Origin of the sequence: Brumimicrobium salinarum (genome assembly GCF_002844555.1) — a bacterium.
Classification (GTDB): Bacteria; Bacteroidota; Bacteroidia; order Flavobacteriales_D; family Crocinitomicaceae; genus Brumimicrobium; species Brumimicrobium salinarum.
Window position 1 is genome coordinate 92,457 of sequence record NZ_PJNI01000002.1, and the last position, 14,914, is coordinate 107,370.

The following is a 14,914-nucleotide window of genomic DNA, read 5'->3' on the forward strand; positions in this document are numbered from 1 at the left end:
TAAGATGAATTTTATTCGCTAATGTAATCTTCATCTTTTTCTTTGCTTACATCATCCCATCTTTCTACACGCTGAATTCCCTCTGTCATTTCAAACTTTTCGATCAATTCATCTAAATGATATTTATCCATTACATATACTTGAATCTTACCTTCAAAAATACCGTCTATGGATTCAAAACTAATGGAACGCATATTCACATTGTGTTGAAAAGAGATGATTTCTGTGATTTTGTTTACAATTCCCACATCATCAATTCCCACGAGTTTTAAATTGGCAATATGTTGTTTCACAGCTTGATCCTTCCAACGAGCAGTAATACAACGATAATTCATTTTCCCCATTAAGTTTTCAGCATTGGGACAGTCTGTTCTGTGTATTTTAATTCCGTTGCTTACCGTTATAAAACCAAAAACTGAATCTCCAGGTAATGGATTACAGCACTTTGCGAAGTCGTAATCAACATCCTTAAAGTCATCTCCTATTACAAGTGTGTCTTTCTTTTTATCAATTCTTTTTTGAATTTCAGAGGACGATTTAAGTTTTTTGGGTTTTACTTCTTTTTCAATTTTTAGTACACCAGCAACATTTTTTATACTGCGTAATTTCGTTAAATCAACTTTACCTTTAGCAATTCTTATATATAAATCAGTAGCTGTAGAAACATTGTAATATTTTTCAAGAATAGAAATGTTTTCACTGATAAAGCGAATATTATGTTGTTTAAACTTTCTATCTAAAATCTCTTTTCCGTCTTCAGCTATTCTATTACGTTCCTCGTTGAGGGCAGCTTTGATTTTTTGCTTGGCACGTCCAGTAATTGCAAACTTTAACCATTCTTCATTTGGCTTTTGTTTACTAGAAGTAATAATTTCAACTTGATTACCGCTTTTTAATTGGTGACTGAGCGGAACTAACCGTTTGTTTACTTTTGCTCCAATACACTTTAGACCAATATCGGTATGAATGTCAAAGGCAAAGTCTAGGGTAGTGGCACCAGTTGGAAGTACACGCAATTCACCTTGTGGTGTAAATACATATATTTCATCGTTAAATAAGTTTAATTTAAACTCATTTACGAAATCCATGGCGTCTTCGGAGTGATTACCAATGAGCTCACGGATTTCACTAATCCAACGGTCAAATTTATTTTCTCCATTTTTTGACTCCTTATAGTTGTAATGCGCAGCTAATCCTTTTTCAGCTATTTGGTCCATTCGAACTGAACGAATTTGAACCTCAACCCATTTTCCTTGTGGACTCATAACTGTTGTATGCAAGGATTCATAACCGTTGGCACGTGGAGTTGAAATCCAATCTCGCAATCGATCTGGATTAGGTTGATAAAAATCAGTAACAATACTGTACACTCGCCAACAGTCAGGTTTTTCTAATTCTTCAGGAGTATCCAAAATAATTCGAATCGCAAATAAATCAAAAACCTCTTCAAACGGGACTTTCTTACTCTTCATTTTCCGCCAAATGGAAGAAATGGATTTTGTTCTGGCTTTAATATCGAAAACATATCCTTCATTTTGAAGTGCTTCCTTAATTGGGTGTGTAAAACGACGAATAAACCTTTGTCTTACGGCATGAGTGGATTTTAGTTTACTGCTAACCTCGTTATATCCTTGTGGATTCATGTACATTAGACATAAATCCTCGAGTTCACTTTTAATGGTATAGAGTCCCAATCGGTGGGCGAGTGGTGCGTAAAGGAAATTTGTTTCAGATGCAATCTTTAATTGTTTATCTGGACGCATACTTTCCAAGGTTCGCATATTATGCAATCGGTCTGCAAGCTTTATGAGTACCACACGCAAATCATCAGAAATCGTAAGAATCATCTTTCTGAAGTTTTCCGCTTGAATAGAAACATTTTCATCAAAAACTTCAGGGATTTTGGTTAAGCCATCAATCACTTTCATGACAGTATCACCAAATAATTCCTGGATGTCATCCAGAGTTATATAGGTATCTTCAACTGTGTCATGCAATAAGGCTGCAATAACAGCTGTTGGACCTAATTCCATTTCTTCTGCACAAATCTTTGCGACCGCAATCGGGTGATAAATATAAGGTTCACCCGATTTACGACGCATGTCTTTATGTGCTTCTACAGCAACATCAAAAGCTTTACGAATTTGTTTTGTTTCCTCACGTGTTCGATTGTTTTTGGTTACACGCAATAAACTTCTAAAAGCGTTAAGAATTTCTTTACGCTCTTGTTCTAAATCAATTTCTGGCTTATTTTCCACTCAGTTTTTATTAAATAAAAATTAATCTGCAGGAAGTACTTTTGTAACGACTTCTCCAAAACCAATACGTACACCATTGGCTTGACAATGACCTCTCATTACTACAGTGTCTTTGTCGTTTATAAACTTTCTTTCAGAGCCGTCCTTCATTTTGATTGGTTTACTTCCTCTCCAAGTAAGTTCCAACATTGATCCGAAAGAACTCTTGTCTTCCCCAGAGATTGTTCCTGATGCCATCATGTCACCGCATCTAACATTACAACCATTCACGGTGTGATGTGCTAGTTGTTGTGACATATTCCAATACATATATTTATAATTGGACTTACAAACGGTTGTTTCTTCCGAATTTTCAGGAATAATTCCTACTTCTAAATCAATATCATAATGTGCGTCTTCTTTGTAGGCTAAATAAGGAAGTACTTCTGGATCTTGCTTAGGTCCTTTTGTTTTAAAAGGTTCTAAAGCATCCATTGTTACGATCCAAGGAGAGATTGAAGAGGCAAAGCTTTTCGCTAAAAATGGACCTAGAGGTACATATTCCCATTTTTGAATATCACGTGCAGACCAATCATTCATAATGCACATACCAAAAATATAATCTTTAGCTTCATCTGTTGAAATATTTTCACCAAGAGGTTTTCCATCATAGGTAACAAAGGCCATTTCTAATTCAAAATCTAATAGTTTACATGGTCCAAAAACAGGATCTTGATCATCATTTGGTTTTTGTTGTCCTTTTGGTCTTTTGATTTCTTGAAGTGAAGGGATGATAGAACTTGCTCTTCCATGATATCCTACAGGAATCCATTTCCAATTTGGTAAAAGCGCATTGTCTGGATCTCTAAATAATGTTCCAACGTTTGTTGCATGTCCTTCAGATGAATAGAAATCTGTATAATCACCCACTTGAACAGGCATGAGCATTTCTATTTGATTGACGTCGATAAGTACCTGATCAACATGATGCTTATTACTTGATAAGTCATCATTTTCGGTATTGAATAACTTTGATAGTCTGTTTCTTAAATCTCTCGTAGCAGCTTTTCCTTTTTTCATCATAGGATTGAGTGCATCTGTTTTGAAATCAGTCGCTTTAAAAGGTAGATTTTCCAGATATCCTAAAACGTATAATGCGTTTAAATCAATGACTTTATTTCCAATTCTTGAGCCTACTCTGGCATCTTCTTCATTTGTTTTAAATACACCAAAAGGTAAATTTTGAATGGGAAAATCGGAGTCTTTTTCAACTTCAATCCAAGATTTTAAAGAAGGATCGTTTGCTTTTATCATGTTATTATAATTTGATTTATGTTTTAAACAAAAATAGTAAAGTCTTTCGATTAGTCAAAGTACGAGAAGAACTGTTTTGGATATTCGGTTAATTGGTCTATTTAAAGCGTTGAAAATCGTTTTCAGATGTAATGATTTGTTTAAATGAAAGTGAATAAATGTCAGTTATTAGTTAAAAAAATGATCTGCTGAAAACCTTTAACCGAGAACGCTTTAATTTAATTAATCATCTTAATGTATAGACAGCTCCTGATAATATTGCTATTATGGAATAAAAAACACTGTATTCGAATGCAATATCTGAAGATATGAGAAACAAAGTCAGAAATGTACCTAGGACTGTAACAGTGATAATTATCGCTTTAATGAAACTCGTTTTAATTTCTTTTTTATTTAAAAAGTAAAAGAATCCAATTGAAATAATCACCGTTGGAAGTGCGAAGAGTATACTGAAAATTAGGAATATTGAAAAGGCTTCAAGTTGAAAAGTGATATCGATTTTATCACTACTTAACAAAGAATAAGTAAAAAGCAGTACTGGACTAACCAATAATATTGTAATCCAATATTTAAAAAAGTAAGAATAATTCATTTTTGTATTTTTTAGTATTTCAGTTTAATGGACTATCATAAAATACGCCAAAATTAAAATGCGTTATTGTTGTGATTTGCCTTGGAATCTATTTTCTATGTACTTCTCCGTCAGCTGACGGAAGAGTTGCTCCGAACTATCTCTTAATGTTAACTGATTTTAATTTAAGATATATTCTTGAATCTTATTAAAAAATCTGCGTAAATCCGCACGATTTTACAAAATGCTACCGCGAGATTTTATCTCGTGGTCATTTTTATAAATCGTCGATATTTACTCCCAAAACTCCACTTCATAAACATATTCCCTCTCATTCACATTACTATAAGAACGCTTATATTCTTTTATGGTCAATGGTTTGTTATCATCATCGTGATATTCGTATGTGTATTTAGTTTCGCTTGTATGGTCAGATGTTGCTTTATATTCAATAATCCTTCCGCTTTCATCATAGAAAAACTCATGGTGATGTCTGTCTCGGTCACGATATACTTCCACAGGTTGATTTTTATCGTTCATCAAAATGTCAATGGGTGCTCCTTTTTTCTTTTTAACACCTAATATATTTTGATTTTCATCGAGTAGCAAACAAGCATAAGAAGAGCAATATTTATTTTCTTCTAAATTCCTCGTCTCAATATATCTATTGGGATCAAATCCTCCAACCAAATTAACATCAAAGGCATAACGATAGTTTTGGTGATACACATAATGTTTTTGGCTCCACTCCAAATTGACCGCTGGATCATAGTGCCTCTCTATTACAAACTCTAAATTATCTTTGTAATCTAAGCGATTTTTTTGGTAATGAAAAAGGGTGAAGTTACCGTCAATATTGGACTCATCAATCATGACTAATCGATTCTTGGCATCATAACTATACTTTTTTTCATTATAAAGACTGCCCATACCATCAATAATCTCCCTTCGCTCAACTTGCTGATTTTTATTAAAATAAAAGATTTTTGTTTGCTGTTGTTTGATCACGGTATCTCGAATGTAAAAATTATTGATGCTGAGACGACGAATAGTCTTGTCAAAATCTAAATACTTTAATAGTTGTAATTCTTTTGGGGCAACACTAAATCTCGAAATATCAAAATTGTCATCGTTGTTTAACTGCTTAATAGCTTGTTCAGATGGAGCGATTAAAGGCTGGTTAAAAGCGGATTTAAATTGTGTATAAACACGAAGCAATTCTTCTACATCTTCTCCTTTTAAAAATATCCGAAACGGATAATTAAAAAATAGTTGTGAAGAATTGGAGAGTTCTGGAAACTCAACAACAATTCCAGCTAAATAAGGATAAACAATCGCTTCTTTATAAAACAGTTTTGATTCGAAATTCTTTATTTGTGATTTTGCCATTTCATCGATGCGGTCAATGTCTTTTGGATTGATTTTCTGGGTTTGTAGTAAATAAAGACGATTGAATTTCTCTAAAGTCAATTCCTTTAAAACTTGCTGTTGCGCTAGAGTAGGCGTGTCATTAAATGGCGTAATTGTTCCTTTTTTATAATCTATAAAGTAATACTGATCAATACTTCCACGTTGTGCTTCGTAATGAACTTTTGAATAAATCTCAAAGTTGTAGTTCACTACGTAAATTCCACAATTATTCATTACGCTTAAAAGCACAATATCCACAGATTTGAATTTGGGCTGCATGGAATTTCTGGTGTATTGGCCTTCAATTCTTTTTGATTCTTCTAACTTGTTTTGATATTGAATTGCTTTAGATTGAATCTGAAAAAAAGATACTTCATTTTTCACTTCTTGAACTACACGATCAAATAACTTTTCTTCAAGTTTTACCCAGTTTTCTGGTTTTTCAGTGTTTTTATCTTGTACGATTTCTAATTCACTTGGAGAATAAGGTCGCTTTATTTCTGCTGACAATACATAGCTCGAAGTTTTATATTGCTTGTTTTGGAAAACATCCATTAATTGAGACTGACCGTAAAAGGTCAACAAACAAAAAACGAAAATGATGATAATTTTATACATGTTTATTATTTTTCGGTGTAAAACTGAATAGAAATTCCTTCGACTACTTCATTGATCTCAACACGATAAAAGCCTTTGGTTTCTAAAAACTTTTTTATTTCATCGATTGGAAAGGTGTGTTGTTTGTTTTCTAAAGTAAATGTATTGTCTTCCTTTAATTGACCTTCTAGGATTATTTTTCCAGCGACATAGTTTGAACCGGCTAAAATGCGTTGGGCTTTGGCGGAGATTTTAATTGTTTTTCCATCTTTGATAAAATCAAATTTGAGTGTTGCTTGACGAATATCAAAGCCATAAAACTGTTTGACTTCAGCGGGCAATAAAGGTACATCGCTAAACCTCCCATTGGAAGGTCGAATATCTAATTCCGCTTTTTGAATTTCAATTTTCATCAAATTATTGATGATTCCTAATGGATAGCATGTGCTGTCTTCGTCAATAAAATCGATAGACTTAATGTCATTTTCGCTCACATCCATTCCTTTTGTTTCAAAATGAATCGTGTAAGGTTTTTTATTTTGATCGACTAAAGGATTATTGTTCAAACTCACGCCAATTGTTTTGGTACTTAAATGGGCATGAAGTGTTCTGTCGGTTGAATAGCGATAATGGAAGTTACCTTTTATATTACTGATATAACCTTCCGTTTTACATGGAGTAAGATTAAACTTTAAAAATCCTGGTGCCGGATAATGAAAAGCAAAGTCTTTGAACAAAAGCAATTTTAAACTTGTAAATCCAGCAGAGCGATTGTTGTCTGTTTGTAATCCCACATAGAAGATTTTGTCGTAATTAAAACTGTCAATGGGCACAATTGATTTGGGAATAAAATCTTTAATGTTTTCATACTCTTCAAAGTAGGAAAGACTTCCAGCATAACCTATGGAACCGCTTTGCAAAGTTGTGTCAATACAATTGCATGTATTATCTTTTTCTATGGGTTTTACGATTACAATGTGTCCATTTTTAAACTGACTCACTTCTGTTGTTCCGTCTGTTTTGTATTGAATCCATTGTCCGTGTCGATTTTTGTTTTTAAAATGGCCCAAAGTGAGTAGATTTCCGTTTTGATCAAGCCGTTTATAAACTCCATGTGTCAGCTTATTTTTGTTTTCATGAAGTGTTTTGAGTTGTCCGTTTTCAAAATAAGTTTTCACTTCGCCCAATCCAGTAGTTAGGTTATATCGGCGTTCCACTTTGATTTGATTGTTTTCATAAAATTGACGTTCTAGCTGAATAGAATCGCTTTCGGTCAGCAAAATGTTATAACTAGAAGTGTCGCCATTCTTTCTATAATAAGCATGACTATTGGTTTGGGAGTTTCGCCAGTATTTTAAGTTTCCATTTTCAAAATAATCAGCTTGATAAGTGAGTTGACCTAAACTGTCGTATTTCTTTGTTTCACGTAAATTTCCATTTTGTTGGTAACGATGGTTTTCTTTGATTTTGTGATTAGAGAAATACGTGGTTTTTTGTTTGTAAACTCCATCAATCGTTTTTTCTATCCATTCTCCAACAGGTTTTCCTAGTTTATATTCTTTATGGTAAATTGTATCACCATTAATGGGATTGTACATTAGCCAAACTCCATTGGGTAAACTGTCTTTAAAGGAGATTTCGAAAAATGGTGTTCCATCCGCATAATTCCATTTGTAAGTTCCATTTTTTAAGCCTTCTGTAATTAAAGCTTCTTTATTCCAAGCTGGATTGTAATTTTCACCGACTTGCTTTGCAATGTTTTTGATTTCTTCATCTTCTATATTATTTCCTGTCGCTGAATAGATTTGAATCACTTCTCCTTTACTATTAAAATTAGCGGAAGCAGAATGAAAATCTGTGGCATTAAAGTGAACTTTTCTCAATTGTTGATTTCTAAAAAAATCATAGCCAAAATAGGGACGAGAATGATTGAGATAATGAATAGATTTAATTTTCTTCGCTACCGAAGTTTCGATAAAAATGGCGTTGTCAACAGAAAATGTGCTTTGTTTCCCATTTTTGTATTGGATACCGATGCTGTTCTCACCGTTTCCATACGAATGAAAAATATGTTTGAGCTGACCTTCTTCATTATAGGTTTTGTTCCACCCGATATGAAATCTTCGTCTTCTCTTTGAATTGTAGAAATAGTCATAATCTTCTTTGATTTGACCATTTTCATAGTAGGTTTGATATTTGCCATCCAGTTCACCATCGGTAAAATGCATTACTTTTTCTAAATTTCCATTTTCATAATACATTTTAGAAACACCATTTTTTTTGCCGTTTTTCCATTCAGTAGTGTAGCGTAATTCTCCATCTTTCCAAGATTTTTCTATTCCCGTTTGTTGAGCAACTCGTTTTCCGTCTTTAATAACAATTTCAAAATGACCTTCATAATTTTTTGTTCCATCAGCGTCAAAACGTTCTTCTAAACCAGTTTGTAAATTGTCTTTATAACGAATACGTTTGTTCAACTTTCCCGAATGATACGAGTAGAACTCAGCTATACCATTCTTTTTATAATTCTCCCAAGTCTCCATCCGGTTTTTATAAATGACTTTTTCTCCGTCATTATTTCTTTTCTCTTGGAAGTAAACAATTTCTCCATCGTAAACATTATTGTAAACCTGGCTATCGGCTTTTATGGTTTCATAAAAAATGCCTTTACTATTGATTTTACCATTGGCAAAATATTGGGTGAAAGTTCCATGTTTTTTACCGTCTTTGTATTCTACTTCAGATTTCAACGCATTAGAATTGTAGTGATACTCTTTACATAATCCGTCTTTTTTACCGTTTTTGTATTGACAATCAGAAGTTAGCTTTCCATTTCTGTAATATTTTACTGTTCCGTGTAAAACAGAGATTTTTTGAGCTATATTTCTTGTGTTTACCGGTTTTACTTCTTCGAGTTTCTGTTTTTGATTCTTATTTAAAGCCAAATATTGTGGGTTATCTATAATGATAAAATTCTCCTCACGTTGTAAATCTCCGGATTGAGAATAACTTAACTTTCTTCCGATTTCTAAATCCTCTTTATACTGCCCTTTCGTTTGCAGTTGTCCGTTTTGAAAATATTGAGTGTAAGGTCCATCTTTTTTTCCTTCCTTATAATTCAATCGTTCTTGAATACCTTTTCCATGAAAATAGCGTTCTACTTCGCCATGTAAAACAGAAACTCCTGAATCGGGTAGGGCTTTGTAGTGCATTAAGGCAATTAACTGCTTACTGTTCTGAATAAAAACTTCAACTTTTCCATCCAATAATCCATGTTTATAATGTGCAATGGATTTTACATCACCATTGTGATAGAAAAGTTGTTGTTCGCCGTGTATTTTTCCATTTTTAACTTCGGCAATTTCTAAAGTGTCTTTGTCTTTGCTGCGAATAATCCAGGTTTCTTTGTTGAATAGATTGCCTAAAAATGGCTTCTGCACAAGGGTGTCTGTTCCTAATATGTTTTTGTATTCCTGCCGCGGTAAACTATTTTGTTGGGCAATGGAAACAAGAGAGAACAATAGGAGGAAGGGAGAGAAGAGAATTATGTTTTGAAAATTGTTTTTCATATTGAGTTTAATTGAACTGAAAGTTAAGATAAAAATATCGACTTTTAATCTACTGTTGTGTTGTATTTGAAATGCGTACAGTTGTGGATGGAATAGGTTCAAATTTATGCTGGATTTGTTTTTTTATTCTGATTTTCATTATCTTTAGTTAAATCCTAAATCAAAAAAAATGAAAAATTCAAAATTGCCTCAACGAAAAAATATTCGTTTAGAAGGTTATGATTACGGTTCTAGTGGGTATTACTTTGTGACTATAAATTCTAGAGAATTCAGACATACCTTTGGAAGTATCGAAAATAAAGTAATGTATTTAAGTCCTTTGGGAGAAATTATTGTGGAGGAATGGGAGTTTACAGGTGAATTGCGTCAAAATGTTAAACTTCATGAGTATGTGGTCATGCCAGATCATTTTCATGCGATTATTGAAATAAGATATTCACGTAATAAAAATAATATACCAGGTGAATTTAAAGCATCCAAACATACTTTATCTTCTATTATTAGAGCGTTTAAAGCATCGGTGACTAAGCGCAATATTAAAATGAATCCAGGGGATACCAAAAGCGTTTGGCATAATAGATTTCATGATAGAATTATTAGAAATAATCGAGAGCTCCAAAATAAAAAGAGATATGTTTTGAATAATGTGAAAGATTGGAAGGGATGATGAAGCTGGGGCGGAGGAGGTTAGCATTTTTTATTAATTGAGCAATTGTGTAGATGATTGCCGTGGGCAAATGAGCGTGCGGACGTTTGCCAAACGTCCGTACAGCGCTCATTGCTTCAATAAATATTTCTCCATTGTTAATTTCAGCTTCATTAATAGTATTGCTGAATTAATAAATAATGCTTTTCCGAGTATTGTTGATTAATATTTCATTTTTAGAAAAATGCAATTCTTATTTTTATTATCCATAAAAAAAGGCGCTCCATTTGAAGTGCCTTTTCATTAATCTATACTTTAACTATTTATTAATCCAAAAAAGAAGGAAACTCTTTTGGATTTGCCTCATTCATAATTTTATATGCAGCTGCATAAATATCATCGATATTTGGTTTAGAGAAATAATCTCCATCTGTTCCATAGGCTGGTCGATGGTCGTTTGCACTTACCGTTACTGGCTCGCTGTCCAATAAGTAATATGCTTTTTGCTTCACTAAAATCTGATCTAAAATATAGGCAGACGCTCCACTAGAAACATCTTCGTCAACAATCATTAATCGACTCGTTTTTTCCAAAGATTTAGAAATGTCGTGGTTTAAATCGAAAGGCAATAAAGTTTGAACGTCAATTAATTCAACACTAATTCCTGCCTTTTCTAATTCTTTGACTGCTTCTGCGGCAATGTTAAAAGTTGAACCATAACTAACTAAAGTTAGATCACTACCTTCTTTAACAATATCCACCTTACCGAGTTGTGTTTTGAATTCTCCCAAATTCGTTGGAATAGCTTCTTTAACACGGTAACCATTTAATGGCTCAATAACCAATGCAGGCTCATCAGCTTCAATTAAAGTATTATACATTCCAGCCGCTTGTGTCATATTTCTAGGAACACAAACGTGAACTCCTCGGGCGGCGTTAATGATCATTCCCATTGGACTTCCAGAGTGCCAGATTCCTTCCAAACGATGTCCACGTGTACGGATTATTAAAGGTGCTTTTTGACCTCCTTTAGTTCTGTATTGAATTGTAGCTAAATCATCAGAAATAACCTGAATAGCATACAGTAAGTAATCTAAGTATTGTATTTCTGCAATAGGACGTAATCCACGAAGTGCCATTCCTATTCCCTGACCGATAATTGTGTTTTCACGAATTCCTGTGTCAGAAACTCTTAACTCACCATACTTTTCTTGCATACCTTCCATGGATTGGTTTACACCACCAATCTTACCGGTATCTTCACCAAAAGTGATGATTTCTGGATGCTTTTCAAAAAGTTTGTCGAAATTGTTTTTCAAAATTACACGTCCGTCTTCAACTTTTTCATCGTCACCATACGTTGGTGCAAGCGCCTCTATATTGGTCACTGCATATTCAGAAGATGAATAGAGATGAGAACCGTATCTCGCTTTGTTTTCTTCTAACTTTCCTTTATACCAATTGATTAATTGCGTTCGAGATTCGCTATTCTCGCCACGTACTAATCGCAACACTTTATTTACAACGTTAAACACATCCTTGCGAATAGGTTCGTATGCATTCTCTAAATCTTCAATTTCCTTTGAAATAAAGTTGCTATTATCACTATCTTTTGCAACATTTTTCATCAATTGAATCGCAGCGTTAAAATCTGCGCCAACTCCCTTTCTAAAGTCGCTCCACGCGGCTTTTTTGTCTGCTAAAACTTCTTTCTTGGCTTCTTTTTGAATTTGGTCTAATTCTTCTTCTGAAGCAATAGTCTCTCCGTTTTCACCTTTAAAGTTGATGATAAACGATTTGAATTTAGCAATTGCGTCGAAGTCTTTTTCCCATTGCATGCGTTCTTCAGACTTATATCTTTCATGCGATCCGGAAGTAGAATGACCTTGTGGTTGATTTACCTCTTCAACATGAACCAATACAGGAATGTGTTCTTCACGAGCTAATTTTACAGCTTTTTCATAAGTTGCGCACAAATGAGGATAATCCCAACCTTTAGTTGTAAATATCTCAAATCCTTTCTTTTCGTCTGTTCGTTGAAAACCTGAAAGGGCTTCTGAAATACTTTCTTTTATGGTTTGGTATTTTTTAGAAACAGAAATTCCATAACCATCATCCCAAACTGACATTACCATAGGAACTTGTAAAACTCCAGCTGCGTTCATTGTTTCCCAAAACTGACCTTCAGAAGTACTCGCATCTCCAATTGTTCCGAAAGCTACTTCGTTTCCGTTATTTGAAAAAGAACTGAACTTCTCTATGTTCTTTAGTTCATCATGATTTCTATATACTTTTGAGGCTTGTGCTAAACCTAATAACCTTGACATTTGACCAGCGGTAGGAGAGATGTCTGCGGAACTATTTTTTTGTTCCATCAAGTTTTTCCATTCTCCGTTTTCATCTATATTCCGTGTAGCATAATGTCCACCCATTTGTCGTCCCCCTGATGCAGGTTCTAAACTTTCATCAGTTTCAGCGTACAATGCAGCGAAATACTGTTGAACATTCAACTGGTTTATAGCCATCATGATGGTTTGATCACGGTAATATCCAGATCTAAAATCACCATCTTTAAATTGTTTGGCTAATGCTATTTGAGCGACCTCTTTACCGTCGCCAAAGATACCAAACTTTGCTTTTCCAGTTAATACTTCACGACGACCAAGTAAAGAGGCTTCTCGTGAAATGTTGGCTAATCTAAAATCTGATAGAACCTCTTTTTTGAAGTCCTCGAAATTTATTTTATTTGATTCCTTTTTAGGGAGTGTTGCTTTGGACATAAGATAAAAATTTGAAGGCAAATATAAGGATATTTTTTCGTTAAAGCGAACGAAAGTAGGAGTGTTTAGATTAATCCCGTATTATTCATGAACACGAAGTCTCAGCGAAGCTAATTTAATTTTAAATCTATTCTAGGCACAAGACCCAAAAGTAATATATGCATATTTCGAAGGGCTTGTAACGACGAATAGATCAAAATCTTTCAAAAACCGAAGTACCCAAAAATGGGGTTCTTAAAACTTCCCAAAGAACCACTTAAAGACTTGATTTAAAAATATTAACAATTATAAAGATTAAGATTGTTGAATAATTCGGATAATTAAGCTTTGTGGGTTTAAAGGCGATGAATAACAACATCTATATCTAACGGTTTGTCAGATTTTGAAAGGTAGCAAATGTGTTCTGCTCGTTTTCACATTCACCATTAACTGACCTTAAAAGCGACTTGTATTACAATTGATCACAATTTAAATTGTAAATAATTATGCAACAGCTGAAAAGAATTGAACCAATGAACAGACGACTATCGTTTTTTACGTTTCTTCTTCTTTTTCTTTCCATTTAAATTAGAAAAACTTACTCCTTTATGGTTAGATGGTGGTGTTTTAATCGTGTTTCTTTCTTTTCTACGTGTTGATTTTTTGTTTTTCTTTTCGTCATTCAAATCATCAGGAGTAACAGCTTGATGTGCTCCTCCATCCAATGGAGAATTTGGATCTGTTGGGTCAATCCACTGACTTTTTGCAGGAATAGTTATCACCGTGTCTTTTTCTGAATCATAAGCTTTTAAATTCACTTGGTCTTCTTTGGATTTGTTTACAGCAATAATGTCTTCGTGCAATATCCATTGTTTTCCATTCCATTCGTAAGCATCATAAGACATATCAGGAACATAAAACTCTCTAAATTCTTTTAATCCCGGAGATTCTGGTGTAAGGTGATCAAATACTATTTTGTTTCTTTTATTATCAAAGCGAAGAGACATTGTTGCTTTATTAGAATGTTCAAAAATTACACGTTTTGCTCTACCTTGCTGAACTTCAAATAAAGGATATCCAAAATTTGGTATTTTTCCAGTAAAGTAAAGAACATCTATAAGTTTAATTGAACTTCTTTGATCATTAGCGTCGTATCCTAAAAGTGTGTAATAGGTTCTGTTTCTACGTTGAACGTCTATAATGTCATAATAAAGCGCACCATACCAATTTTCATGTGTTACGGTCTCATGCTGTATCATACCGAAATGTTGTGGCTTCCGATTTAACTCTGTAACATACATGCGGTTTCTACGTTCATCTTTCTTCATAACGAAGGCAAAATAATCATGCATTAAATCTTCATACTGAACATTCCATGAAATAACCCTTACCAATTCATCATCCGACTTTATTTTTCCAACAGTTTTAAGTGCTTTAAATGGAAAATCAAATGCGCCTTCGATGTTTAGTGTTTTTTTGAATAAGGTTTTGAACTTTTCGTTAACCTTTTTTAGTTCTTCATCACCTTTTGTGGTCCTTAACTCTGAAAGAAGGTTATTTAACTCAACTTCTTTTTCGCGCAGTTGTGTATAATTTTTTTGTCCTACAATTTGTAAGGCAATGAGAAAAATAAAAGTAATGGAAATAATATATTTCATAGTCTTATAACGTTTGCTTTTCGTCTTTGTTACACAATCTTAATACCAACCCAAAATATCATAAATTTTCTTTTTACAAAAATGGTTGTTTAATGTCAATATAAGTAAGATTATTTAGAATAAAAAAGTTGTTGTTAAAATGATGAACTCAAA

At 33.6% G+C, this 14,914-nt stretch carries 8 protein-coding genes; 1 reads left to right on the top strand and 7 read right to left on the bottom strand.

Annotated elements, in window-relative coordinates:
* Positions 1–11: 11 nt before the first annotated feature.
* From CW751_RS03450 to CW751_RS03470, 5 genes are all read right to left on the bottom strand, one after another.
* A complete protein-coding gene (locus CW751_RS03450) occupies positions 12–2,258 on the bottom strand; it encodes a RelA/SpoT family protein (protein ID WP_101333608.1) in 2,247 nt (748 codons plus the stop codon).
* 21 nt (positions 2,259–2,279) lie between these two features.
* Entirely contained in the window at positions 2,280–3,551 is a 1,272-nt protein-coding gene (gene fahA / locus CW751_RS03455; RefSeq protein WP_101333609.1) for a fumarylacetoacetase, read from the bottom strand.
* Between the two features lie 226 nt (positions 3,552–3,777).
* A complete protein-coding gene (locus CW751_RS03460) occupies positions 3,778–4,143 on the bottom strand; it encodes a hypothetical protein (protein WP_133122112.1) in 366 nt (121 codons plus the stop codon).
* A gap of 273 nt (positions 4,144–4,416) precedes the next feature.
* The gene (locus CW751_RS03465; RefSeq protein WP_133122113.1) at positions 4,417–6,150 is read right to left on the bottom strand and encodes a hypothetical protein; all 1,734 of its coding nucleotides are present in this window, start codon (positions 6,148–6,150) and stop codon (positions 4,417–4,419) included.
* Positions 6,151–6,155: 5 nt separating this feature from the next.
* Positions 6,156–9,698: a toxin-antitoxin system YwqK family antitoxin gene (locus tag CW751_RS03470; protein ID WP_101333612.1), complete on the bottom strand. Its 3,543-nt coding sequence runs from the start codon at positions 9,696–9,698 to the stop codon at positions 6,156–6,158.
* 169 nt (positions 9,699–9,867) lie between these two features.
* On the opposite strand from CW751_RS03470, the gene CW751_RS03475 reads away from it, so the two are divergent.
* Positions 9,868–10,365 carry a transposase gene (locus tag CW751_RS03475; RefSeq protein ID WP_101333613.1) on the top strand — a complete coding sequence of 166 codons (498 nt, stop codon included), beginning with the start codon at positions 9,868–9,870 and terminating at the stop codon, positions 10,363–10,365.
* A 305-nt stretch (positions 10,366–10,670) separates the two neighbouring features.
* Here CW751_RS03475 and CW751_RS03480 read toward each other — a convergent pair whose 3' ends face one another.
* Positions 10,671–13,124 carry an alpha-ketoacid dehydrogenase subunit alpha/beta gene (locus CW751_RS03480; RefSeq protein WP_101333614.1) on the bottom strand — a complete coding sequence of 818 codons (2,454 nt, stop codon included), beginning with the start codon at positions 13,122–13,124 and terminating at the stop codon, positions 10,671–10,673.
* A gap of 524 nt (positions 13,125–13,648) precedes the next feature.
* On the bottom strand, positions 13,649–14,761 hold the full coding sequence (locus CW751_RS03485) for a hypothetical protein (protein WP_101333615.1): 1,113 nt from the start codon (positions 14,759–14,761) through the stop codon (positions 13,649–13,651).
* Positions 14,762–14,914: the final 153 nt, after the last annotated feature.

Coding starts and splice junctions, on each gene's coding strand:
- fahA (WP_101333609.1), bottom strand. CDS start 3,551: ATGATAAAAGCAAACGATCCTTCTTTAAAATCTTGGATTGAAGTTGAA.
- CW751_RS03485 (WP_101333615.1), bottom strand. CDS start 14,761: ATGAAATATATTATTTCCATTACTTTTATTTTTCTCATTGCCTTACAA.
- CW751_RS03475 (WP_101333613.1), top strand. CDS start 9,868: ATGAAAAATTCAAAATTGCCTCAACGAAAAAATATTCGTTTAGAAGGT.
- CW751_RS03480 (WP_101333614.1), bottom strand. CDS start 13,124: ATGTCCAAAGCAACACTCCCTAAAAAGGAATCAAATAAAATAAATTTC.
- CW751_RS03460 (WP_133122112.1), bottom strand. CDS start 4,143: ATGAATTATTCTTACTTTTTTAAATATTGGATTACAATATTATTGGTT.
- CW751_RS03470 (WP_101333612.1), bottom strand. CDS start 9,698: ATGAAAAACAATTTTCAAAACATAATTCTCTTCTCTCCCTTCCTCCTA.
- CW751_RS03465 (WP_133122113.1), bottom strand. CDS start 6,150: ATGTATAAAATTATCATCATTTTCGTTTTTTGTTTGTTGACCTTTTAC.